General features: G+C 61.4%; 20 protein-coding genes. 15 read left to right on the forward strand and 5 right to left on the reverse strand.

Annotated elements, in window-relative coordinates:
* Window positions 1-83 precede the first annotated feature (83 nt).
* From HBO24_RS19690 to HBO24_RS19700, 3 genes are read right to left on the reverse strand one after another with little or no spacing between them, the layout of a single operon-like run.
* Entirely contained in the window at window positions 84-851 is a 768-nt protein-coding gene (locus tag HBO24_RS19690; RefSeq protein ID WP_170060133.1) for a heme ABC transporter ATP-binding protein, read from the reverse strand.
* Entirely contained in the window at window positions 851-1888 is a 1038-nt protein-coding gene (locus HBO24_RS19695) for an iron ABC transporter permease (protein WP_057440154.1), read from the reverse strand. Before HBO24_RS19695 ends, HBO24_RS19690 begins: the two co-directional genes overlap by 1 nt.
* Window positions 1885-2763 (reverse strand): ABC transporter substrate-binding protein, encoded by an 879-nt coding sequence (locus HBO24_RS19700; RefSeq protein ID WP_170060134.1) that lies wholly within the window; start codon window positions 2761-2763, stop codon window positions 1885-1887. The genes HBO24_RS19695 and HBO24_RS19700 overlap by 4 nt, the downstream gene beginning before the upstream one ends.
* Window positions 2764-2937: 174 nt before the next feature.
* On the opposite strand from HBO24_RS19700, the gene HBO24_RS19705 reads away from it, so the two are divergent.
* Window positions 2938-3255, forward strand: a complete 318-nt coding sequence (locus tag HBO24_RS19705) for a Rieske (2Fe-2S) protein (protein WP_170060135.1) — start codon at window positions 2938-2940, stop codon at window positions 3253-3255.
* Here the strand turns inward: HBO24_RS19705 and sfsA are convergent.
* Complete coding sequence (sfsA, locus tag HBO24_RS19710; protein WP_057440157.1) at window positions 3252-3965, reverse strand: DNA/RNA nuclease SfsA; 714 nt, start codon at window positions 3963-3965, stop codon at window positions 3252-3254. The genes HBO24_RS19705 and sfsA overlap by 4 nt on opposite strands.
* Window positions 3965-5137: a pyridoxal phosphate-dependent aminotransferase gene (locus HBO24_RS19715; RefSeq protein ID WP_170060136.1), complete on the reverse strand. Its 1173-nt coding sequence runs from the start codon at window positions 5135-5137 to the stop codon at window positions 3965-3967. The genes sfsA and HBO24_RS19715 overlap by 1 nt, the downstream gene beginning before the upstream one ends.
* Before the next feature lie 320 nt (window positions 5138-5457).
* On the opposite strand from HBO24_RS19715, the gene dksA reads away from it, so the two are divergent.
* The 14 genes from dksA to HBO24_RS19785 all read left to right on the forward strand — a co-directional run bounded on the left by dksA (window position 5458) and on the right by HBO24_RS19785 (window position 25141).
* Window positions 5458-5901 (forward strand): RNA polymerase-binding protein DksA, encoded by a 444-nt coding sequence (gene dksA, locus HBO24_RS19720; protein ID WP_057440158.1) that lies wholly within the window; start codon window positions 5458-5460, stop codon window positions 5899-5901.
* Between the two features lie 84 nt (window positions 5902-5985).
* Entirely contained in the window at window positions 5986-6873 is an 888-nt protein-coding gene (gene gluQRS, locus HBO24_RS19725; protein ID WP_057960646.1) for a tRNA glutamyl-Q(34) synthetase GluQRS, read from the forward strand.
* 62 nt (window positions 6874-6935) lie between these two features.
* Window positions 6936-7112 carry a hypothetical protein gene (locus tag HBO24_RS19730; protein ID WP_003176118.1) on the forward strand — a complete coding sequence of 59 codons (177 nt, stop codon included), beginning with the start codon at window positions 6936-6938 and terminating at the stop codon, window positions 7110-7112.
* Window positions 7096-10050, forward strand: coding sequence for a sensor histidine kinase (locus HBO24_RS19735; protein WP_170045325.1), 2955 nt, complete (start codon window positions 7096-7098; stop codon window positions 10048-10050). The genes HBO24_RS19730 and HBO24_RS19735 overlap by 17 nt, the downstream gene beginning before the upstream one ends.
* Before the next feature lie 22 nt (window positions 10051-10072).
* The gene (locus HBO24_RS19740; RefSeq protein WP_170060137.1) at window positions 10073-11500 is read left to right on the forward strand and encodes a sigma-54 dependent transcriptional regulator; all 1428 of its coding nucleotides are present in this window, start codon (window positions 10073-10075) and stop codon (window positions 11498-11500) included.
* Window positions 11501-12212: 712 nt separating this feature from the next.
* Complete coding sequence (locus tag HBO24_RS19745; RefSeq protein ID WP_057960649.1) at window positions 12213-13610, forward strand: polynucleotide adenylyltransferase PcnB; 1398 nt, start codon at window positions 12213-12215, stop codon at window positions 13608-13610.
* A gap of 5 nt (window positions 13611-13615) precedes the next feature.
* Window positions 13616-14101, forward strand: a complete 486-nt coding sequence (gene folK / locus HBO24_RS19750; protein WP_057440161.1) for a 2-amino-4-hydroxy-6-hydroxymethyldihydropteridine diphosphokinase — start codon at window positions 13616-13618, stop codon at window positions 14099-14101.
* A gap of 272 nt (window positions 14102-14373) precedes the next feature.
* A complete protein-coding gene (panB, locus tag HBO24_RS19755; RefSeq protein ID WP_115127386.1) occupies window positions 14374-15174 on the forward strand; it encodes a 3-methyl-2-oxobutanoate hydroxymethyltransferase in 801 nt (266 codons plus the stop codon).
* Complete coding sequence (gene panC / locus HBO24_RS19760; RefSeq protein ID WP_057960651.1) at window positions 15171-16025, forward strand: pantoate--beta-alanine ligase; 855 nt, start codon at window positions 15171-15173, stop codon at window positions 16023-16025. The genes panB and panC overlap by 4 nt, the downstream gene beginning before the upstream one ends.
* 317 nt (window positions 16026-16342) lie before the next feature.
* Entirely contained in the window at window positions 16343-18007 is a 1665-nt protein-coding gene (gene pgi / locus HBO24_RS19765) for a glucose-6-phosphate isomerase (RefSeq protein WP_115127384.1), read from the forward strand.
* A 122-nt stretch (window positions 18008-18129) separates the two neighbouring features.
* The gene (acs, locus tag HBO24_RS19770; protein WP_169961055.1) at window positions 18130-20067 is read left to right on the forward strand and encodes an acetate--CoA ligase; all 1938 of its coding nucleotides are present in this window, start codon (window positions 18130-18132) and stop codon (window positions 20065-20067) included.
* Between the two features lie 16 nt (window positions 20068-20083).
* Window positions 20084-20953: an oxygenase MpaB family protein gene (locus HBO24_RS19775; protein ID WP_057440165.1), complete on the forward strand. Its 870-nt coding sequence runs from the start codon at window positions 20084-20086 to the stop codon at window positions 20951-20953.
* Between the two features lie 130 nt (window positions 20954-21083).
* Window positions 21084-22100 carry a class I SAM-dependent methyltransferase gene (locus tag HBO24_RS19780; protein ID WP_057444148.1) on the forward strand — a complete coding sequence of 339 codons (1017 nt, stop codon included), beginning with the start codon at window positions 21084-21086 and terminating at the stop codon, window positions 22098-22100.
* Between the two features lie 107 nt (window positions 22101-22207).
* Entirely contained in the window at window positions 22208-25141 is a 2934-nt protein-coding gene (locus HBO24_RS19785) for a DUF748 domain-containing protein (protein WP_170060138.1), read from the forward strand.
* Window positions 25142-25315 lie beyond the last annotated feature (174 nt).

The raw sequence follows: 25315 nt of genomic DNA on the forward strand, positions 1-25315 counted from the left end.
ACGGTTATTTGACCCGGCTCTTGCCGGGTCTTTTTTTGCCCGGGTTTTATGAACCCGGCACATCGCTGCAGCCACGACGAACCTCAGCGGGCAATGACCAATGGATGACCTAGTTCAGGATGGGGCTGCACCAGAACATCCAGGCCAAACACGGCCTTGAGCAATTCCGGGCGCAATACCTGCGCCGGCGTACCCTGGGCATGGGGGCGGCCGTTTTCCAGCAGCAGAATGCGGTCACAGTAGCGCGCCGCCAGGTTCAGGTCGTGGAGGATCACCAGCACAGCCGCGCCACGATCAGCAAAGCTGCGGATCGCCTGTAAGGTGGTGTGCTGGTGCAGCGGGTCGAGCATCGACGTCGGTTCGTCCAGCAATAATGTCTGCCCCGCCTCGCCCGGCCAGAGCTGCGCCAGCACTCGCGCCAGGTGCACACGCTGGCGCTCGCCGCCAGACAAGGCCAGGTAACTGCGCCCGCTCAAGTGGCTCACGTCAGCGGCCTGCAAGGCGGCGTCGATGATTTCAGCGTCGCGCGCCCGACCGGTCTGATGGGGCAGTCGTCCCATGCCCACCACTTCCTCGACGCGAAACGCGAAATCCAGGGTCGACACCTGGGGCAGCACCGCCAGCCGCTGGGCCCGTTGCGCCCCCTGCCAATCCTTGAGTTCGCGGTCATCCAGCCAGACCTGGCCTTCATCCGCCTGCAACTGCGCGCACAACGCGCCCAGCAACGTACTTTTGCCGGCGCCATTGGGGCCGAGCACACCCAGGACTTCACTGGGCTTCAGGTCCAGGGTCACGTCGGTCAATACGGTTTTGCGACCACGGCGGATCTGCAGGTTTTCCACTCGCAGCATCAGGCGCGCCCTCGCAACAGCAGGTAAAGAAAAAACGGCGCGCCAATAAAGGCGGTAACAATGCCAATGGGCAACTCAGCGGGCGCCAGGGCCAGGCGGGCCACCAGGTCGGCGAATAACAACAGGCTCGCCCCCGCCAGCACCGAGGCCGGCAGCAGCACGCGATGATCCGGCCCCGCCAGCAGGCGCACCAGATGCGGCACCACCAGCCCGACAAAACCGATCAGTCCGGCAGCGGCGACTGCTGCGCCAACCCCCAGGGCCGTGCAAAACACCAGCTCACGTTTGAGCCCCTCGACATTGATCCCCAGATGACTGGCTTCCGACTCCCCGAGGAGCAAGGCATTGAGCGCCTTGGCCCGGCGCGGCAGCCATAGCGCCACCCCGGCACTGACCAGCAGCAACGGCCACAGCCGCGAGTAACTGGCGCCATTGAGGCTGCCGAGGTTCCAGAACGTCAGGGTGCGCAAGGTGGCGTCATCCGCCAGGTAAGTGAACAGGCCCACCGCCGAGGCCGCCAGGGCGGTCAGGGCGATACCGGCCAACAACATGGTTGCGACATTGGTCTGGCCATCACGCCGCCCCAGGCGATAGACCAGCGCCGTCACACCCAATCCACCGAGGAATGCACACAGCGACAGCAGATACGGCCCCACCGCATCCGGCAGGCCACCAAAGGCCGCGCCACCAACGATAGCCACCGCCGCCCCGAGCGCGGCGCCACTGGACACACCGACCAGCCCCGGGTCGGCCAAGGGGTTGCGAAACAACCCCTGCATGGCCACCCCCGACAGCGCCAGCACCCCGCCGACCGCCAACCCCAACAAGGTGCGCGGCAAACGGATCTGCCCCAGAATCAACTCTGCCTGCTCCAGCCCCTGAGCCTCAAGGGGCACGCCAAGCAAGCGTAACGCGGCGCGCAATGTGTCGAGCAACGGCAGGCTGACCGGCCCCAAAGCCAAGGACAGCCAGATCGCCAATACACACAACAGGCTCAGGCCTATAAACAGGGCGCGTGGTTTAACCAGAGTGGTCATGGGGCGGCTTGGGTTTTAGCGGGGTAGAACCCGGCGGACAAGGCTTGCAGGCTGGCCGGCAACCGTGGGCCCAGGCCCCCGACCAACAAGGTGGGGTCCAACTCAACGACCCGACCGGTCTTGGCCGCCGAGGTGTTCGCCAGAATCGGATTTTCCTTGAACAAGGCTGCGCGGGCCGCCTCGCCACTCAGGGCACGGTCGGAGAACACCAGCACTTCAGGGCTCAGCCCCGCCAGGGACTCCACCGAAAACGGCTTGTACCCGGTGTGCGTCGCCAGATTGCGCCCACCGGCTTGTCGCAGTACCCAATCGGCGGCGGTGTCCTTGCCGGCGATCAATGGCTTGCCGCCGGCATGTCCGAGCACCAACAGCACGCCTGGGGCCTTTTGCCGGGTTTGCGCCTGGGTCACGGCGGCTTTTTGCAGGTTTAGTTGCTGTTGATACGTACTGAACAGTGCCATGGCCCGTTCTTCAGCCCCCAGCAGCGTACCCAAGTGTTGCAGGTTGCCTTGCAGGGTCGGCAGGTCCGGCTGTGCGGAGAACAGCTCCACTTGCACCCCGGCATTGCGAATCTGCGCCAGCACCGGGGGCGGTCCCATTTCCTCAGTGCCCACCAGGATTTGCGGGCGCAGGCTCAAGATCCCTTCGGCCGACAGCTGGCGCTGGTAACCAATACTGGGTAATGCCTTGAGCGATTGTGGGTGCTGGCTAGTGGTGTCGACGCCCACCAGCTTTGACTCGCCCCCCAGGGCCACCACCCACTCCGACAACGCCCCGCCGGCGCTGACCCAGCGTTGTGGCGGTTCAGCGGCTTGCGCCACGTGGTTGACCAGCAGTCCGACAACAAGCGCAATAGCGCTGGTACTCAGGCGCATAAAAGGGTTTCCTTCCAGGGGGTGGAGCCAGTCATGCGACCGTCTGAGCACGCAGTCAGCTAACAGGCGAAGCCGGCATTTGATAATTGTTTGCATTTGAACGTCAAGCACCGGGCTCACCCGCAAACCCCGGATCACTCTACAGCCCTTGACCCGCACCACCTGAGAACGCTTATGAAGTTTCTATGCCCCTCCCACGAACTGGCACCCGACAGCAGCCGCGGCTTCGATATCGACGGCCGCAAGCTGTTTGTCGTGCGCCGCGAAGACCGGGTATATTTCTATATCAACCGCTGCCCTCATCGCGGCGTTCCGCTGGAATGGCAGCCGGACCGCTTTCTCGATCCCAGCGCGAGCATGATCCAATGCGCCACCCACGGCGCGTTGTTTCTGATCGAAAACGGTGAGTGCGTGGCCGGCCCGTGCGCGGGCCAAAGCCTCAGCCCCCTGCCCGGCCGCGAAGACGCACAGGGGTTGTGGGTGCAACTCTAGTCGTTGAGCAACACCGTCAATGGCCGATCAATATAGATTTGCTGCGCCCCCACCTGGACGCCGTACGCCAGGACTTCCACCCCGGCAGCTTTGGCTTCACGCAGTGCCGCCGCGTAGCCCGCGTCGATTTCCTCGGCCGGCCTTACGCTGTCGATGCCCGACAGGTTCACACAGTACAACTGCACCGCCCGCACGCCGCTGCGGGCCAAATGCGCCAATTCGCGCAAATGCTTGGCCCCACGCTGAGTCACCGCATCGGGAAACGCCGCGACAGAGGTGCCGTCAAACCCCAGGGTGACACTTTTGACTTCGACATAGGCCGCGCCGTCGGGATAGTCCAGGCGAAAGTCGATGCGGCTTTTTTCCTGGCCATACGGCACTTCACGCTTTAGTCCGGTAAAGCCATTGAGCTCGGTGATCACCCCGGCATGCAGCGCTTCTTCGACCAACGGGTTGGCGCGCGCGGTGTTGACGCACGCCAGGCGCCCCTGGGGCGTTTCAGCGATTTCCCAGGTGCCCGGCAGCTTGCGCTTGGGGTCGTTGGAGCGGCTGAACCAGACTTGTCCGCCCTCGACCATGCAATTGAACATCGAGCCCGTGTTCGGGCAGTGAATGGTGAGCAATTCGCCGGTAGCGGTTTCGATATCGGCCAGAAAACGCTTGTAGCGGCGAATCAGCCGACCTTCTTCGAGGGGAGGATGAAAGCGCATCAGCCTTGCCAGCTCCGCAAACCACGGGCAATCCGCTCCACCGCCTCCTGTAGTCGATCGAGATTTTGCGTGTAGGCAAAACGCACATGATGCCCCGCCTGGAAGCGACCAAAATCCAACCCGGGCGTGAATGCCACGTGCTCGGTTTCAAGAAAATGCCGGCAAAATGCAAAGGCATCGCCACCAAAGGCGCTGATATCGGCATACAGGTAAAACGCCCCTTCAGGCTCGACCGCAATACCAAAACCCAACTCGCGCAAGGCCGGTAGCAAAAAGTCTCGCCGGCGACCGAATTCGGCCCGTCGCTCTTCAAGGATCGCCAGAGTCTGCGGGGTAAAGCAGGCCAATGCCGCATGCTGGGCCATGCTCGGCGCGCTGATGTACAGGTTCTGCGCCAGCTTCTCCAGTTCGCCCACGGCTGCGGGGGGTGCCACCAGCCAGCCCAGACGCCAGCCGGTCATGCCGAAATACTTCGAAAAACTGTTTAAGACAAACGCCTCGTCATCCACTTCCAGCACGCTGGCCGCGTCAGTGCCGTAGGTCAGGCCGTGATAGATCTCATCCACTACCAGGTGGCCGTTGCGGGCCTTGATCGCGCTGGACAGGCCCGCCAGTTCATCACGGGTCAGGATGGTCCCGGTCGGGTTGGCCGGCGAAGCGACCAAGGCCCCCACGCTGTCCTGATCCCAGTAGCGCTCCACCAGATCGGCAGTCAGTTGGTAGCGCACCTCGGGGCCGACCGGCACCAGTTGCGCCGCACCCTCCACCAAGCGCAGGAAATGCCGGTTGCAGGGGTAGCCCGGGTCCGCGAGTAACCAATGCTTGCCGGGGTCCACCAGCAGGCTACTGGCCAGGAGCAAGGCTCCGGAGCCGCCCGGGGTGATCAGGATGCGCTCGGGGTCGATACGCAAGCCATAACGCTGCTGGTAGAAACCACTGATGGCCTCGCGCAGTTCCGGCAAGCCACGGGCGGCGGTGTAGCGGGTTTTGCCGTTGGCCAGCGCGGCCTGGCCGGCCTGGATGATCGGTTCGGCGGTGGTGAAGTCCGGCTCGCCGATTTCCAAATGAATCACATCATGGCCTGCGGCCTGTAGCTCATTGGCCCGCGCCAGTAACGCCATGACATGAAAAGGTTCGATAGCTCGACTGCGAGCACTGTAGGGCTGAGCCATTAGCCTTCCTTAACAATGAGGACAAAATCGGGATTCTACCGAACCCGCGAGGTAAAACATGCTCTATTGCCTGCCTGGCCCAGGGCAATGAGCCGGGCAAGCACCTGCAAAACGACTAAAATCAACATTCGAGACAATGTATACCCAGCCATTGCCGGTCGCAGCAGTTTGCAACCCCGGCACGACGGGCCTCGACAACCGGGAGTGGCGCACCCCGAAGCTATCTGGTAAGTTCGCCCGCTTGCAGCCGCAGGGCCGGCAGGTGTCGGTGATGTTGCAATCCTGCGCAATGGATTAGAAGAGTGAGAGGCGGTCTATTCATGTCCACCCAAGCAAAGCAACAGCAGACTCAAGGTCTCGGCGGCTTCGAACCTTACGTAGAAAAGAAGGGCGAGGAATACATGGGCGAGCCCATGCGCGAGCACTTCACCAAGATCCTGAACAAGTGGAAACAGGACTTGATGCAGGAGGTCGATCGTACCGTTGGCCATATGAAGGACGAAGCAGCCAACTTTCCTGACCCGGCAGACCGTGCCAGCCAGGAAGAAGAATTTGCCCTGGAATTGCGTGCGCGCGATCGCGAGCGCAAGTTGATCAAGAAGATCGACAAGACGCTGCAACTGATCAAGGACGAAGAATACGGCTGGTGCGAATCCTGTGGCATCGAGATCGGTATTCGTCGCCTGGAAGCCCGTCCTACCGCAGACATGTGTGTGGACTGCAAGAACCTTGCAGAAATCAAGGAAAAACAGGTCGGCAAGTAATCCCTGCCGGGCCGAACAAATGGGGCGTGCAAACGCCCCATTTTTGTTTCTGGGGTTTGGCGGTTTTCCAGTAATATCCAGGCCATGACAGCCTCTCCCTATATCGGGCGTTTCGCCCCCACCCCCAGCGGCCATTTGCACTTCGGCTCCCTGGTTGCAGCCCTCGCTTCCTATCTCGACGCCCGCGCCAATCAAGGCCGCTGGCTGATGCGCATGGAAGACCTCGACCCTCCCCGTGAAGAGCCCGGCGCCCAGGCGGCGATCCTGCATGCTCTGGAAAGCTATGGTTTTGAATGGGACGGGGAACTGGTCCGACAAAGCGAGCGGCATGATGCCTACGCCAAAGTCCTGAACGACATGTTCAACCATGGCCTGGCCTACGCCTGCACCTGCTCACGCAAGCAACTGGAACCGTATAACGGCATTTACCCGGGCCTGTGCCGCAACGCCGGCCACGCTCAGCAGGATGCCGCCATTCGCCTACGGGTACCCGAACTGGAATACCATTTCACCGACCGTGTACAAGGCCAATTCCGACAACACCTGGGCCGCGATGTAGGCGATTTCGTCATCCGCCGCCGCGACGGCCTGTATGCCTACCAACTGGCGGTGGTGCTCGACGATGCCTGGCAAGGTGTCACCGATATCGTGCGCGGCGCCGACCTGCTGGACTCCACGCCGCGCCAGCTGTACCTGCAAGAACTGCTGGGCCTGCGCCAGCCGCGCTACCTGCATGTACCGCTGATCATCCAGCCGGACGGTAACAAGCTGGGTAAATCCTACCGCTCGCCACCGCTAACGCCCGACCAGGCCACACCTCTGCTACTCAGGGCCCTGCGCGCCCTCGGCCAGCAGCCGGGGGATGAGCTGCTCCACGCCAGCCCACAGGAACTGCTGGGTTGGGGCATCCGGCACTGGGATGCCACCCGGATCCCGCGCACACTGACCCTGGCCGAAGCGCAATTGCACTGAAGACGCTTGCAGCCTGCCAACCATCCGTTAACATCGCCGCAGTTTTTCAATCAGAGGCCAACATGTACATCTATCGATTGGTCCTGCTGCTGGTCGTCGGGATCTACCTGTTTTCTCCCGCCATCATGGACTGGTGGATCGACGCCACGGGCGCCTGGTATCGCCCCTATCTGCTGTGGTTGATCCTGATCGTCGTGACTTTCATCCTGCAGAGCCAAAAAGATGCCGATGAGCTTTAGCCTGACCCAGATGCTGCTGATCAGCGCCGCCTACCTGGCCGCGCTGTTCGGGGTGGCCTGGATCAGTGAGCGTGGGATGATCCCGCGGGCGATCATTCGCCACCCGCTGACCTACACCTTGTCCCTGGGCGTCTATGCCAGCGCTTGGGCGTTCTATGGCACGGTGGGCCTGGCCTACCAATATGGCTATGGGTTTCTTTCCAGCTACCTCGGGGTATCCGGGGCCTTCCTGCTGGCGCCGGTGCTGCTGTACCCGATCCTGAAAATCACCCGCACCTACCAACTGTCGTCGCTGGCCGACCTGTTTGCCTTCCGCTTTCGCAGCACCTGGGCCGGCGCACTGACCACGATCTTCATGCTGATCGGCGTGCTGCCGCTGCTGGCCCTGCAGATCCAGGCAGTGGCCGATTCCATCGGTATTCTTACCCACGAGCCGGTGCAACATCGGGTGGCCCTGAGCTTTTGTGCGCTGATCACCCTGTTCACGATTTTTTTCGGCTCGCGGCATATCGCCACCCGGGAAAAACACGAAGGCCTGGTGTTTGCGATTGCCTTCGAGTCGGTGATCAAGCTGATCGCCATCGGTGGCGTGGGCTTGTACGCGCTGTACGGGGTGTTCGACGGCCCGCAACAACTTGAGCTGTGGCTGCTGCAAAACCAGACCGCCCTCGCCGCCCTGCACACCCCGCTGCAGGAGGGCCCCTGGCGCACGTTGCTGCTGGTATTCTTTGCCTCGGCCATCGTCATGCCGCACATGTACCACATGACCTTCACCGAGAACCTCAACCCGCGTTCGCTGGTCAGCGCCAGCTGGGGCCTGCCCCTGTTCCTGTTGCTGATGAGTCTGGCGGTGCCGCTGATCCTCTGGGCCGGGCTGAAACTGGGGGCCACCACTAACCCTGAATACTTCACCCTCGGCATCGGCATCGCGGCCAACAGTAAATCCCTGGCGCTGCTGGCCTATGTCGGTGGGTTATCGGCGGCCAGTGGCTTGATTATCGTCACCACCCTGGCGCTGTCGGGCATGGCCCTCAACCACCTGGTGCTGCCGCTGTATCAGCCGCCCGCCGAAGGCAATATCTACCGCTGGCTGAAATGGACACGCCGCGCGCTGATCGTGGCCATCATCATGGCCGGCTATGGCTTCTACCTGCTGATGGCGGCCGAGCAAGACCTGGCCAACCTCGGCATTGTGGCCTTCGTCGCCACCTTGCAGTTCCTGCCGGGGGTGTTGTCGGTGCTGTACTGGCCAACCGCCAATCGGCGTGGGTTTATCGCCGGGCTGCTGGCGGGGATCCTGGTGTGGCTGGTGACCATGCTGCTACCGCTGGTCGGCAACCTGCAGGGTTTCTACATCCCGCTGCTGAACATGATCTACGTGCTGGATGACACCAGTTGGCACATGGCAGCCATCGCCTCGCTGGCGGCCAACGTACTGATGTTCACCCTGATCTCCCTGTTCACCAACGCCAGCCCCGAAGAAACCAGCGCCGCCGAAGCCTGCGCGGTGGATAACGTACGCCGCCCGCAACGCCGCGAACTGCATGCCGCCTCGCCCCAGGAATTCGCCACGCAACTGGCCAAGCCCCTGGGCGCCAAGGCTGCACAAAAGGAAGTGGAACAGGCACTGCGCGATCTGTACCTGCCTTTCGACGAGCGCCGCCCCTATGCCCTGCGCCGCCTGCGCGACCGCATCGAGGCCAACCTGTCCGGGTTGATGGGCCCCAGCGTGTCCCAGGACATGGTCGAGACCTTCCTGCCCTACAAGGCCGGCGGCGAAAACTATGTAACTGAAGATATCCACTTTATCGAGAGCCGGCTGGAAGACTACCACTCACGCCTCACCGGCCTTGCCGCCGAACTCGATGCCCTGCGCCGCTACCACCGCCAGACCCTGCAGGAACTGCCCATGGGCGTGTGCTCCCTGGCCAAGGACCAGGAGATCCTGATGTGGAACAAGGCCATGGAAGAGCTGACCGGCATCGCCGCCCAGCGTGTGGTCGGCTCGCGCCTGACCACCATCGGCGATCCCTGGCGAGAGTTGCTGCAGGGCTTTATCAACCTGCCAGACGAACACTTGCACAAACAGCACCTGGCCCTGGATGGCCAGACCCGCTGGCTGAACCTGCACAAAGCGGCCATCGACGAACCCCTGGCCCCAGGCAACAGTGGCTTGGTATTGCTGGTCGAAGACCTCACTGAAACCCAGATGCTCGAAGACAAGCTGGTGCATTCCGAGCGCCTGGCCAGTATCGGGCGCCTGGCGGCAGGCGTAGCCCACGAGATCGGCAATCCGATCACCGGTATCGCCTGCCTGGCGCAGAACCTGCGCGAGGAGCGCGAAGAAGACGACGAAATCACCGAAATCAGTGGGCAGATCCTCGAGCAGACCAAACGCGTCTCGCGCATCGTGCAATCGCTGATGAGCTTCGCCCATGCCGGCGGCCACCAGAATCACGATGAAGCGGTGTGCCTGGCCGAAGTCGCCCAGGATGCCATTGGGCTGTTGGCCTTGAACCGGCGTAATTTCGAAGTACAGTTCTATAACTTGTGCGATCCGGAACACTGGGTGGTCGGCGACTCACAACGCCTGGCCCAGGTGCTGATCAACCTGCTGTCCAATGCCCGCGACGCGACACCCGCCGGCAGTGCGGTAAGGGTCAAGAGCGAGGCTTACGAGCACACGGTAGACCTGATCGTCGAAGACGAAGGCAGCGGTATTCCACAGAACATCATGGACCGATTGTTCGAACCCTTCTTCACCACCAAGGATCCTGGTGAAGGTACCGGTCTGGGCCTTGCACTGGTCTATTCCATCGTTGAAGAGCATTATGGACAAATCACCATCGACAGCCCGGCTGACACCGAAAGCCAACGCGGCACCCGTATTCGGGTGACCTTGCCGCGTCATGTCGAAGCGACGTCCGCTGTGAACTGAGACCGTCGAGAGAATTGAATCAATGCCGCACATTTTGATCGTCGAAGACGAAACCATTATCCGCTCTGCCTTGCGTCGCCTGCTTGAACGTAATCAGTACCAGGTCAGCGAAGCCGGCTCGGTGCAGGAAGCCCAAGAGCGTTTCAGCATTCCCACATTCGACCTGATTGTCAGTGACCTGCGCCTGCCTGGCGCGCCCGGTACCGAACTGATCAAGCTGGGCCAGGGCACGCCGGTGCTGATCATGACCAGCTATGCCAGCCTGCGCTCGGCCGTAGACTCCATGAAGATGGGCGCGGTGGACTACATCGCCAAGCCCTTCGACCACGACGAAATGCTCCAGGCCGTGGCGCGCATCCTGCGTGACCGCCAGTCGACCAACAGTGCCCCGGCGGAACGGCCGGCCGGCAAGACCGCCGGCGACAAACCCGGGGTCGACAACAGCAATGGCGAAATCGGCATCATCGGCTCCTGCCCGCCCATGCAGGATCTGTACGTCAAGATCCGCAAGGTTGCGCCCACGGACTCCAATGTCCTGATCCAGGGCGAGTCCGGCACCGGCAAAGAGCTGGTGGCCCGCGCCCTGCACAACCTGTCCAAGCGCGCCAAGGCCCCGATGATCTCGGTGAACTGCGCGGCAATCCCCGAATCCTTGATCGAATCCGAACTGTTCGGCCACGAGAAAGGTGCCTTTACCGGCGCCAGCGCCGGACGCGCCGGCCTGGTGGAAGCGGCGGACGGCGGCACGCTGTTCCTCGACGAAATCGGTGAGCTGCCCCTGGAAGCCCAGGCACGCCTGCTGCGCGTATTGCAGGAGGGCGAGATTCGCCGGGTCGGCTCGGTGCAGTCACAAAAAGTCGATGTGCGCCTGATCGCCGCGACTCACCGGGACCTGAAGAGCCTGGCGAAAATCGGCCAGTTCCGCGAAGACCTGTATTACCGCCTGCACGTAATCGCCCTCAAGCTGCCGGCCCTGCGCGAACGCGGTGCCGACGTCAACGAGATTGCCAATGCATTCCTGTTGCGCCAGAGCGCGCGCGTCAACCGTACCGACCTGACGTTTGCGGCCGACGCCGAGCAAGCTATCCGCCACTATTCGTGGCCAGGTAACGTGCGCGAGCTGGAAAACGCCGTGGAGCGGGCTGTGATTCTTTCGGAGAGCCCGCAGATCTCGGCCGAGCTGCTGGGCATTGATATCGAACTGAGTGACCTGGACGATGACGACTTCATTGGCCTGGCACCACAACAGGGCGGCAGTAACACCAGCCATGAGCCTACGGAAGACTTGTCCCTGGAAGACTACTTCCAGCACTTCGTCCTGGAGCACCAGGACCATATGACCGAGACCGAACTGGCGCGCAAACTGGGCGTCAGCCGCAAATGCCTGTGGGAACGGCGCCAGCGCCTGGGCATTCCACGGCGCAAGACCGGGGTTGCCAGCGAAAGCTGAGGTCAACTCACATTGGGTAACACCCCAAACGTGAAAAAACTGTTACCTCAGATATTCACGTAACAAAAAGCCGGGGCTTACGGTAACGAAGCCCCGGCTTTTTTTCGCCCTCCAAACACCCAAAACCCGGCCAACCCCCTGATTTTGCTGGGGCTCGCAAAAGTTGGCACGCACCCTGCTATATGCTTAGTACAAGAACAATAAAAAGCACCGTACACACACAATAAAAATAAGACGAATCGACTCACGCACAATAAAAACAACACGGCGGAGGCGCAGCTAACTGATTCTTTTGGAGAGGCGTTGCATTTGGGGCTTGCCCCGCAACCAGGCCGAGAACAACAAAAACTGCCCTAAGGCAGAGCCTGAACTGGTTGGATCATTGATCATCGCAACACAGCGACCAAAGCAATCCGTTTGCTCTTGACTCCCGATTGGGAGTGTCATGAAGGTCAAATCTCATGGCGAGGGCGATCAACAAAAACAAGAAGCCCGAAACCAATAATAAAAATAGAGCACGCAACTACTTTCTGGGGGAGCTTCGGCTCCCCTTGTAGTTTCTGCGATTTGAGCGCCACACCGGCTTATTTAAGCATCTGGCTCAACGCTTGCAGCTAGTTCCTACACCATCCCCTGACTAAATGCTAGAATCCCGGCCCATCATGCGGTCATTCTTCGTTATGGCCGAACATTCCTTCAAACAGTGCATCCCATGCTGAAGAAGTTGTTCCAGTCATTCCGTTCCCCCTTGCGTCGTACGCAACACATTCGCAGCACGCCTGAAGTGCTCAACAGCAATCAACATTCGCTGCAGCGCGCCCAGTTCAGCCGTTATGCGGTGAACATCGTCGAACGCCTGCAGAACGCTGGCTACCAGGCCTACCTGGTCGGTGGTTGTGTGCGCGACATGTTGCTCAACATCACTCCCAAGGATTTCGACGTCGCCACCAGCGCCACGCCTGAACAAGTGCGCGCCGAGTTTCGCAACGCGCGGATCATCGGTCGGCGCTTCAAGTTGGTGCATATCCACTTTGGTCGCGAGATCATCGAGGTCGCCACCTTCCGAGCAGGCCACCCGCAAAACGATGAAGAGGAAGACAGCAACCAGTCTTCCCGCAACGAAAGCGGACGCATCCTGCGGGACAATGTGTACGGCACCCTGGAAGAAGACGCGCAACGCCGCGACTTCACCATCAATGCCCTCTATTACGATCCGGTCAGCGAGCGCATCCTCGATTACGCCAACGGCGTACACGATATTCGCAACCACCTGATCCGCCTGATCGGCGACCCTACGCAGCGCTACCAGGAAGACCCGGTGCGCATGCTGCGGGCCGTGCGCTTTGCCGCCAAGCTGAACTTCGGCATCGAGAAACATACGGCCGCGCCGATTCGCGAGCTGGCGCCGATGCTGCGGGAAATCCCTTCGGCACGCCTGTTCGAGGAAGTGCTCAAGCTGTTCCTTTCCGGGCATGCCGCCGACACCTTCGAAATGCTGGTGGACCTGCAGTTGTTCGACCCACTGTTCCCGGCCAGCGCCGATGCACTGGAGCACAACCCCACGTACACCCACACGCTGATCAGTGAAGCGTTGATCAACACTGACCTGCGGATCAAACAGAACAAACCGGTGACCCCGGCGTTCCTGTTTGCCGCCCTGCTCTGGCCGGCACTGCCCGCCCGCGTGCTGCGCCTGCAGAACCGTGGCATGCCGCCGATTCCAGCGATGCAGGAAGCGGCGCACGAGTTGATCGCCGAGCAATGCCAGCGCATCGCAATCCCCAAGCGTTTCACCATGCCGATCCGCGAGATCTGGGACATGCAGGAACGCCTGCCACGGCGCAGTGGCAAACGTGCCGACCTGCTGCTGGACAACCCGCGCTTCCGTGCCGGCTATGACTTCCTGCTGCTGCGTGAAAGCGCCGGCGAGCAGACCGATGGCCTGGGCGAATGGTGGACCGACTACCAGGACGCCAATGACAGCGAACGTCGCGAGATGATTCGTGAACTGAGCAGCAAAGGCGAACCCACTGGCGACGGCCCGAAAAAGCGCCGCCGTAGCAGCGGTAGCAAACGCAAGCGCAGTGCCGCCGATACCTCTGGCGAATAAGCACCGTGGAGCGTATCTACATCGGTATGGGCAGCAACCTCGCTGCCCCGCAACAGCAATTGCGCAACGCCATCGAGGCGTTGGCGCAGTTGCCGAACACCACATTCGTCGGTGTTTCTGCCTTCTACCAAAGTGATTCCCTGCTTCCCGGCCAGCCCCGCTATACCAATGCGGTGGCGGCGCTGGACAGTACCCTCGCGCCACTGGAACTGCTGGATGCGCTGCAAGCCATCGAGAACGACCAGGGCCGCGAACGCCTTGAGCGCTGGGGCCCGCGCACCCTGGACCTGGATATCCTGCTGTTTGGCGATCGCCTGATTGATGAGCCGCGCCTCAAGGTGCCTCATTACCAGATGCATCTAAGGGCTTTTGTGTTGTATCCACTTGCCGAACTGGCACCGGCCACTTTGCAACTGCCTGACGGTCGCCTACTCAGTGATCTGCTCGATCAATGCCCATTCGTCGGCCTGGAACGCCTGCCTCCTGCTTGACTCAAGCCCTGTAGGCGCTGGCCGAACACGCCTTTTACCTGCTGAATCGCATCAGTAACAGCGGTAACACCCCGCTCGTAACAATGCGGTAACACATCCAATTGACTTCCAGAGTCCTCCTCACGACTATAGGCGTCCCGCTGCCGCCAACCCGGCGCTGAAGGGCGCAATCCAGGCCTTATAAGCACTGCTCTGAAGAAAGTGCGCCTGTATAAACGAAGACTCACGCGCGTTACTCGCTGTTTCCAAGCGCCTGAACGAGGACCCTTTTCATGCCAGACATTACCCTGACCACCTTGCAGAGCCTCAAACTCAAGGGTGAAAAAATCACCATGCTGACCTGCTATGACGCCACGTTCGCCCAGGCTTGCTGCCAGGCCGGGGTCGAGGTGTTACTGGTGGGCGACTCCCTGGGCATGGTTCTTCAAGGGAATGACAGCACCCTCCCGGTCACCACCGATGAACTCGCCTACCACACCGCCAGCGTCAAGCGCGGTAACGAAGGCGCGTTTATCATCGCCGACCTGCCGTTCATGGCGTACGCAACGCTTGAGCAGACCTTCCAGAACGCCGGCAAGCTGATGCAGGCCGGGGCACATATGATCAAGATCGAAGGTGCCTTGTGGCTTGCCGAGTCGATCCGCTTGTTAGCTGAACGCGGCGTTCCGGTATGCGCACACATGGGCCTCACGCCACAGTCCGTCAATATCCTGGGTGGCTACAAGGTCCAGGGCCGTAATGAAGCCCAAGCCCGGCAGATGCGGGCCGACGCCATCGCCCTGGAGCAGGCCGGCGCTGCAATGATTGTGCTCGAGTGCGTGCCTAGCGAACTGGCGGAAGAAATCACCCAGGCGGTGAAAATCCCGGTGATCGGCATTGGCGCCGGCAGCGCGACCGACGGCCAGGTCCTGGTGCTGCACGACATGCTCGGCCTGAACCTCACCGGCCGCGCCCCCAAATTCGTGAAGAACTTCATGACCGGCCAGGACAACATCCAGGCCGCGCTGAGCGCCTACGTGGCTGAAGTCAAAGCCGTTACCTTCCCTGGCCTCGAACACGGATTCTCTGCATGAACACCGTAAAAACCCTGCGCGAACTGCGGGCCGCCGTCACTCACGCGCGTAACGCCGGCAAGCGCATTGGCTTCGTTCCGACCATGGGCAACCTGCATGCCGGCCACGCTACGCTGGTGACGCGCGCCGCCGAACAAGCCGACTTCGTGGTGGCGAGCATTTTCGTCAACCCGCTGCAGTTTGGCGCCGGTGAAGACCTGGACAAGTACCCGCGCACTCTGGCCGCCGACCAGGAAAAGCTGCTGGTGGCGGGCTGCAACCTGCTGTTCGCCCCCACCGTCGACGAGATGTACCCCGACGGCATGACGGTGCAGACCCGGGTCAGCGTGCCGCAACTGTCCGAAGGCCTGTGCGGCGCCAGCCGCCCGGGTCATTTCGAGGGCGTGGCGACGGTGGTGAGCAAACTGTTCAACATGGTCCAGCCTGACCTGGCGGTGTTCGGGCAAAAGGACTACCAGCAACTGGCGGTGATCCGCGCCATGGTGCGCGACCTGAACATGCCGATCCAGATCATTGGCGAGCCCACCGTGCGCGCCGAGGACGGCCTGGCGCTGTCCTCGCGCAACGGTTACCTGACTGAAGAACAGCGCGCCATCGCCCCGGTGCTGTACCGCAGCCTCCGTCATATCGCCACCGCCATTGAAAACGGCGACCGCGACTTCGCCAAGCTGCGGGCCGAGCAGGTCCAGCACATCGAGGCCGCCGGCCTGCGCATGGACTACCTGGAAGTCTGCCAGGGCCAGCACCTGCGTCCGGCAACCGCCGAGGATCGTGATGTGGTGATCCTGGTCGCCGCGTACCTGGGCGCGACCCGGTTGATCGACAACCTGCACCTCAACCTCAGCGCTTAAGCCTGGCAATCTCCCCATGTGGGAGCAGGCTTGCCCGCGATGGCGGACGGTCATTCGATGTATTTGTCGCTGACCCAGCACCATCGCGGGCAAGCTCGCTCCCACATTCAGTTTTTAGCGCCTCCCAGGCCCCGGTATAAAAAAGTACCGGCTTGCGCGCAGACAAAGCCAAGACATATCGACACGCTAGGTTTAATGTAATCGCCCGGCGTTATAGTTAGCGCTGTCTGGAACCCAAACCTTGATACAAAACTGGATGTTCCGGGTTTAGAAGTGTCCTAAAAGCAGTCCCAGTAATAAAAAGGAAACCCGCAGCGATGGCGTATTACCGCACCCCTCATGACGTTACCGCTCTGCCCGCCTGGCAAGCGCTCAATCAACATCGCCAAGCCATGCAGGATTTCAGCATGCGCGAAGCGTTTAATGCCGATCCCCAGCGCTTTACCCAGTTCACGTTGAGCAGCTGCGGACTTTTCCTCGATTACTCGAAAAACCTGATTACCCCTGAAACCCGCGACCTGCTGGTGGGCCTGGCCAACGAAGTCGATCTCAAAAGCGCAATCAAGGCGCTGTTCGATGGCGAGCCGGTCAACTCTTCGGAAGGTCGTCCGGCGCTGCACACCGCACTGCGCCGCCCGGTGGGCGATAAGTTGTCGGTCAACGGCACCAATATCATGCCCGACGTGCACAAGGTGCTGAACCAGATCACCGACCTGGTGGGCCGCATCCATGACGGCCTGTGGCGCGGCTACACCGAGAAGCCGATCACCGACGTGGTCAACATCGGCATCGGCGGTTCGTTCCTCGGCCCTGAGCTGGTCTCCGAAGCACTGTTGTCCTACGCCCATAAAGGCGTGCGCTGCCACTACCTGGCGAATATCGATGGCAGTGAATTCCACGAGCTGACCCAGAAGCTGCGCGCCGAGACCACGCTGTTTATCGTCTCGTCGAAGTCCTTCAATACCCTGGAAACCCTGAAAAACGCCCAGGCCGCCCGCGCCTGGTACCTGGCCCAGGGTGGCTCGGAAGCCGAGCTGTATCGCCACTTTATCGCCGTGTCGAGCAACAACGCGGCGGCCGTGGCCTTCGGTATCCGTGAAGAGAACATCTTCCCGATGTGGGACTGGGTCGGCGGCCGTTACTCGTTGTGGTCGGCCATCGGCTTGCCAATCGCCCTGGCCATTGGCATGTCCAACTTCAAGGAGCTGCTGTCGGGTGCCTACACCATGGACCAGCATTTCCAGACCGCGCCGTTCGAGGCAAACATGCCGGTGCTGCTGGGCCTGCTGGGTGTGTGGTACGGCAACTTCTGGGGCGCCCAGAGCCACGCGATCCTGCCGTACGACCACTACCTGCGTAACATCACCAAGCACTTGCAACAGTTGGACATGGAATCCAATGGCAAGAGCGTACGCCAGGACGGCACGCCGGTTTCCACCGATACCGGCCCGGTTATCTGGGGCGGCGTGGGCTGCAACGGTCAGCACGCGTACCACCAGTTGCTGCACCAGGGCACCCAGCTGATCCCGGCCGACTTCATTGTGCCGATCGTCAGCTTCAACCCGGTCTCCGACCACCATCAGTGGCTGTATGCCAACTGCCTGTCCCAGAGCCAGGCGCTGATGCTCGGCAAGACCCGCAGCGAAGCCGAAGCCGAGTTGCGTGACAAAGGCATGGCCGAAGACGAAATACAAAAGCTGGCGCCGCACAAGGTGATCCCGGGCAACCGCCCGAGCAACACCCTGGTGGTGGAGCGGATCAGCCCGCGCCGTCTGGGCGCGCTGGTGGCGATGTATGAACACAAAGTGTTTGTACAAAGCGTCATCTGGGGCATCAACGCCTTTGACCAATGGGGCGTGGAGCTGGGCAAGGAGCTGGGCAAGGGCGTCTACAACCGCCTGACGGGCGCCGAGGAAACCTCGGCCGACGATGCCTCGACCCAAGGCTTGATCAACTACTTCCGTGGTCGTCACCGCGGTTGATGTGATCGGCACTACAATCAGGGATTGAACCTGCACAAGCGCCCCCTGTGGGAGCTGGCTTGCCAGCTCCCACAGGGACCAGCCTTGAACTCTTGTCTCTATAACAAGAAGAGGGATCCCTAATGTTCGATATCAGCCAGTTTCCCCATGCCGATGCAGTGCGCCGGGGCGCGCAACTCAGTCAAGAGGACTATCAGCGCCTCTATCGGCAATCCATCGAACACCCCGATACGTTCTGGGCCGAACAGGCCAAGGCGCTGCTCGACTGGATCACGCCCTGGCAGACCGTCCAGCACTGCGATATCAACACCGGCGCCGCGCAGTGGTTTGCCGGTGGCCAGTTGAACGTCAGCTACAACTGCATTGACCGTCACCTGGCGCAACGCGCCGATCAGCCGGCCTTTATCTGGGAAGGCGATGATCCTGCAAAATCTTCCAAAATCACCTACCGCCAACTTCACCAAAACGTCAGCCGCCTGGCCAATGTGCTGAAAAGCCGTGGCGTGAAAAAAGGCGACCGGGTGTGTATCTACATGCCGATGATTCCGGAAGCCGCCTACGCGATGCTGGCCTGCACGCGGATTGGCGCGGTGCATTCCGTGGTGTTTGGCGGGTTCTCACCAGATGCCCTGCGCGACCGTATCCTGGATGCCGACTGCCGCACCGTGATCACCGCCGACGAAGGCGTACGCGGCGGCAAACCCGTGGCGCTGAAACAGAATGTCGACAAGGCCCTGGCCAGCTGTCCGAATGTCACGACGGTGCTGGTGGTGGAACGAACCGGTGCGGCCGTAGCCTGGACTGAAGGGCGCGACCTCAAGTACCAACAGGCGGTGGACGCGGTCAGCGACGCATGCCCGCCCGAGCCGATGGCTGCCGAAGACCCGCTGTTTATCCTCTATACCTCCGGCAGTACCGGCAAGCCCAAGGGCGTGCTGCACACCACCGGCGGCTATCTGCTGCAAGCGGCGATGACCTTCAAATACGTGCTCGATTATCGCGAGGGCGAAGTGTTCTGGTGCACCGCCGATGTCGGCTGGGTCACGGGCCATAGCTATATCGTGTACGGGCCGCTGGCCAATGGCGCCACCTCCCTGATGTTCGAGGGTGTGCCGAGTTACCCGGACAGCTCGCGCTTCTGGCAGGTGATCGATAAACATCAGGTGAATATTTTCTACACCGCGCCCACCGCCCTGCGGGCCTTGATGCGCGAGGGTCATGGCCCGCTGGAAAGTACGTCCAGGGCCAGCCTGAGATTGCTCGGCAGTGTCGGCGAACCGATCAACCCGGAAGCCTGGGAGTGGTATTTCAACGCCGTCGGCGAGCAGCGCTGCCCGATTGTCGATACCTGGTGGCAGACCGAGACCGGCGGCATCATGCTCAGCCCGCTGGTCAGCGCCCAGCGCATCAAGCCCGGCTGCGCGACCCAGCCGATGTTTGGGGTGCAGCCGGTATTGCTCGACGAGCAGGGCAAGGAAATCAGCGGCGCCGGCAGCGGCGTCCTGGCGATCAAAGCCAGCTGGCCGGGGCAGATCCGCAGCGTGTATGGGGACCCGCAGCGGATGATCGACACCTACTTCAAGCCCTACCCCGGCTACTACTTTACCGGCGACGGTGCGCGGCGCGACGAGGATGGCGACTACTGGATCACCGGGCGCATTGATGACGTGATCAACGTCTCCGGCCATCGCATCGGCACCGCCGAGGTGGAAAGCGCGCTGGTGCTGCATGACAAAGTGGCCGAGGCTGCCGTCGTCGGCTATCCCCATGACCTCAAGGGCCAGGGCATCTATGCGTTTGTCACACCGATGAATGGCGTCGAGCCCAGCGATGCGCTGAAAAAACACCTGCTGGACCTGGTCAGCAAGGAAATCGGCAGCTTTGCCAAGCCTGAGCTGATCCAATGGGCGCCGGCCTTGCCGAAAACCCGTTCAGGCAAGATCATGCGGCGTATCCTGCGCAAGATCGCCTGCAACGAACTGGACAGCTTGGGCGATACCTCTACCCTGGCCGATCCGAGCGTGGTCGACGGCCTGATCGACAAGCGCCTGAACCGATAGGAACCCCCAAGCCACCATGGAATTTCTGCGCAACCGTATCGAATCCCAACTGATGAGCCTGACGGGGCTGTCCCTGGGCAATCTGGACCTGGAAAGCCCCAAGGGCGACCCAGGGCTGTTCGGGCCGGACTCGGTGAGCTGGAAGGTCCATGGTGACTTCAGCAGCATGCTGATCGGGGGTATCAGCGCCTTGATGTTGCAGGCGCTGCATCCCCTGGCGCTGGCCGGCGTGTGGGACCATTCGAATTTCCGCCAGGACATGCTTGGGCGTTTGCGCCGCACTTCGCAGTTTATTTCCGGTACTACGTTTGGCTCGCGCCGCGACGCGTTATGGCTGATCGAAAAGGTGCGCACCATCCACCTGCAAGTGGTCGGGCACGCACCTGACGGGCGCCCCTACGCGGCCAGTGATCCTGAATTGCTGACGTGGGTTCACGTCGCCGAAGTCAGCAGCTTTCTGGCGGCGCATTTGCGCTACAAAAACCCGGATTTATCGCCCAGAGACCAGGATCGGTACTACAGCGAGATTGCCCTGGTCGCCGAACAACTGGGGGCTCGCCACGTGCCGCGCTCAAGGCAGGAAATTGCTGATTACCTGCAACGTATTCGCCCACAACTGCTGTGTGACGAACGCAGCCGCGAAGTACTGCGCCTGTTGCTCGATGCCCCGGCTCCCAGCGCCCTGGCCAAGCCGTTCGGGGCGCTGATGATGCAGGCCGGGATCGACCTGCTACCGGACTGGGCGGGTGACATGCTGGGTCAACAGCAAAGCCCGCTGCAACGCCAACTGATCCGCGCCGGGGTCAGGCGTAGCGCGCCGCTGCTGCGCTGGGCGATGCGCAATGGTTCGGTGCAACGGGCCCACAGGCGGATGGGCCTGCTGTAACGACATACACCCTGTGGCAACTGGCTTGCCCGCGATACTGATCGACCTGCACCCGCGCCATCGCCGGCAAGCCGACGCCCACAGGAGCTGTTAAACTTGCGCGCTTAAATTCCCCAGCAAGGCGCGCTCCATGTCGTCCCTGAATCAGGCGCTGCGCGCCGCCCTCGATCACCGCCAAGACCTGCTCGCCGAGCTGCATGCCCAAGGCACCGATTGCTATCGGCTGTTTCATGGCAGCCAGGAAGGCGCGGGGGGCCTGACCATCGACCGTTACGGCCCGCAATTGATGGTGCAGAGCTTTCACCAGTCCCTGGACCGCGATGCGCTCCTGCAATTGCACCTGATGATCAACCAGTACCTGGGCCTGGAGTTGCTGCTGGTCTATAACGACCGCTCCCGAGGCAACTCGCGTATCGACCGCGAAGACACGGTGTACCGCGCCGAACCTGCGGCCCTGGAAGACCTGGTTGGCCACGAATGGGGCCTGAACTATCGCGTGCGCGGTCGCCACCCGGGGCAGGACCCGCTGCTGTTCCTGGACCTGCGCAATACCCGCGGTTGGGTCAAGGCGCACAGTGCCGGCAAAAGCGTGCTGAACCTGTTTGCCTACACCTGCGGCGTCGGCCTCAGTGCAGCGGCCGGCGGGGCCCGCGAGGTATGCAACCTGGACTTCGCCGAGGGCAACCTGGCAGTCGGTCGCGAAAACGGCGAGTTGAACCCTCAACTGCCAGCCATGACGTTTGTACAGTCCGATTACTTCCCGGCAATCCGCCAACTGGCCGGGCTGCCGATCACCCAGCGTCGCGGGCAAAAACTGCCGAGCTACCCGCGCCTGGAGCAACGTCAATATGACCTGGTGCTGCTCGACCCACCCGCCTGGGCCAAGAGCGCCTTTGGTACCGTGGACCTGTTGCGTGACTACCAGAGCCTGCTCAAGCCGGCATTGCTGGCCACCGCGCAAAACGGTGTACTGATCTGCTGCAACAACCTGGCAAAGGTCAGCATGGATGACTGGCGCGAGCAGGTCTTGCGCTGTGCTGAAAAGGCTGGCCGCCCCGTACGCGACTGGACAGTGATGACACCCGGCGCTGACTTTCCCTCACAAGACCAGCAGCCGCCGCTGAAGACTCTGATCCTGCAGTTGTAGGATTGCCCTGAAAGAACCTGACTGGCGTAATAAAGGCGCGGTTCTTCGGAACCGTAAACCCGTGCCATACTCCAAGGCACTCCTGATCGACATAGATGGCGTCACCCATGCCCAAAGGATTGATTCGCGCCACAGGCGCCTTGCTGACCGCCCTTGCACTCTACAGCTTGCTGGGCTTTTTGATTCTGCCCGGTATTGCGCTTCGCGTGGCCAACCAACAGTTGGCCAATTACGCTACCGTGCCGGCCCGTATCGAGCGTATCGAGCTCAACCCGTTCAGCCTGGAACTGACCCTCTGGGGCCTGAAAATCGGTGAGCCGGGCAAGGAACAGGTGGGTTTTGAACGCCTCTATGCCAACCTGCAGATCGACAGCCTCTGGACCCGCGCCCTGCACCTGGCCGATGTGCAGTTGGACAAGCCGAAGACCGAAATCCTTTTCGACAAGACCGGTACCCTCAACCTGGCCCAACTGTTCAAGTTGCCGCCGAGCGAACCGACCCCCGATGACCCCGAAAGCAAACCGTTCCCGCTGCGCATCGAACGCATCAAGCTGGCGAGCGGTTACGTGCACTTCGAAGACGTGCGCCCCAGCGAGCCTATCGAGTTCCTCTACGACAAACTCGACTTCGAGCTGAAAAACCTCAGCACCCTGCCAGAAGACAATGCCGACATGACCCTGGTCGCCGCTGGCCCCGAGGGCGGGCAGATCGACTGGACCGGCAATTTCAGCCTGGTGCCGATCGCCTCTGAGGGTAAGTTGAAGGTCACAGATGGCAAGATGAAAGTCTGGTGGCCCTATGTGCGGGACGCCGTGCCCCTGGTCCTGGAAGACGGCACCCTTAATTTCAGTACCGACTACAAGCTGAACCTGGCCAAAGAAACCGAACTGAACCTGACCAACGTCTCGGCGAGCATCGCGCCGTTCGCGATCAAGGCCCCGGATGGCCGGCCACTGGCCCGCCTGGAGCGCCTGGATGTCAGCGAAACCTCGATCGACCTGGCCAAGCAGCAAGTGATCGTGGGCAAAATCCGCAGTAACAAGCTCGAAACCTGGGCCGCCCGTGAAGCCGATGGCCAACTGGACTGGCAGAAACTGTTCGCCAGCCAGCCGAGCAAGCCAGCCACCAAGCCTGAACCAGCAAGCGCTCCCGCCGCGGCCGATTCGCCAAAACCCGAGTCGACAGCGCCGAGCAAGCCTTGGCAAGTGCTGCTCAAGGATGTGCAACTGCGTAACTATCAGGTGCACTTGGCTGATCGCCAGGTAAAACCTGCGGTGGCCCTGGAGCTGGGCCCGCTGAATGTCGATGTACAAGACTTCGACAGCCTCAATCAAAGCCCCTTCACCCTCAAGATCGACAGTGGCCTGGGCAAGCAGGGCAAGATCCAGGCGAGCGGCCAGGTGAACCTGAACCCGGTCAGCGCCAAGTTGAAAGTCGACACCAAGGATATCGACCTGCGGGTTGCCCAGTCCTATATCAGCCCCTTTATCCGCCTGGAACTGCGCAGCGGCATGCTCGGCAGTAACCTCGATGTGAACCTCAAGAGCACCGAGCCCCTCGCGCTGCAGATCACCGGCCGCGCCCAAGTGGATCAGCTGCACACCCTGGACACGCTCAAGACCCGCGACTTCCTCAAGTGGCAGCGACTGGTGGTGGAAGGCTTGAACTACCAGCACGGCAACAGCCTGTCGATCGACAAGATCAACCTGCTGCAACCCTATGCGCGCTTTATGATCAACGATGATCGCACCACCAACGTCGATGACCTGCTGATCCCACAGCCTGCCGACAGTGGCGCCAAATCGACGGCCAAATCCAGCGCGAGCAATGAAAAAACCCTGGGCATCCGTATCGGGCAGATCGCGATCAATGACGGCTCGGCCAACTTTGCCGACTTCAGCCTGACGCCGAACTTTGCCACGGCGATCCAGCAACTCAATGGCCAGATCGGCACCATCGACAGCCGCCAGGCCAAACCGGCCAGCGTGGACATCAAGGGTAAGGTTGACCGCTATGCACCCGTGACGATCAAGGGCAGCGTCAACCCGTTTGACCCGATGGCCGCGCTGGATATCGCCACCAGCTTCAAACGCGTCGAGCTGACCACCCTGACACCGTACTCGGGCAAGTTTGCCGGGTTCCGTATCCGCAAGGGCCGACTCAACCTGGACCTGCACTACGTGATCACCAAGGGCCAGTTGAAGGCCGAGAACAAGGTGGTGGTAGAGCAACTGCAACTGGGCGAGAAAGTCGACAGCGCCGACGCGGTGGACCTGCCGATTCGCCTGGCAATTGCCCTGCTCAAGGACACCGACGGCAAGATCTCCATCGAGTTGCCGGTGACCGGCGACTTGAACAACCCGCAGTTCAGTGTGATGCCGATTGTCTGGCAAACCCTGCGCAACCTGGTAGTGCGCGCGGCGACGGCGCCGTTCAAGTTCATTGGCGGGCTGGTGACCGGTGGAGGCTCGGAAGACCTGGGCAACGTGTCGTTCGCCGCAGGCTCCAGCGCCCTGAGCAAAGACGCCGAGTCGGCCCTCAACAGCCTCGCCAAAGCCCTCAAGGAGCGCCCTGCCCTGCGCCTGGAAATCGAAGGCACTGCGGCAGCCAGCAGCGATGGTCCGTTCCTGGCCGCCGAGCGGCTTGAGCGTGAGTATCAGTACAACTACTACAAGATACTCCAGCGCCGTGGCGATAAAGTCCCGGCCCAGGCGTCATTGCTTGTAGTACCGGAAAAGGAAAAGGCGCCACTGCTCGAAGGCATCTATCGCACCCGCTTGAAGCAACAGCCGCCGGCTGAGTGGAAAGACCTGGGCAGCGATGAGCGCTCGGCAAAGCTGCGCGACGGCGTGATCAAGTTCTGGAGCGGCAGTGATGTGTTGCTACGCAAACTGGGCCAGGACCGCGCGAGTGCGATCAAGGACTTTCTGGTCGACAAGGGCCAGCTGGAAGACGATCGGGTGTACTTCATTGATGCCAGCCTCGGCCAGGCCGAGAAAGATGGCCGGGTAATTACGCCAATGCACCTGGATGCCGAGTAACTACCGGACACCATAAGTCCAAAGTGTGGGAACTGGCTGCCTGCTCCCACACTTGATCTGCATAATCCGCAAACATGTTTTCCCCGCCACAATAAAACGGGCCCCGACACAAGTGCCGGGGCCCGTAGTGACCACATCCCTGTGGTCGGTCGCATGAACCTGTAAGGTGCATTG

Source organism: Pseudomonas sp. WS 5410 (assembly GCF_012985645.1).
Lineage (GTDB): Bacteria > Pseudomonadota > Gammaproteobacteria > Pseudomonadales > Pseudomonadaceae > Aquipseudomonas > Aquipseudomonas shahriarae.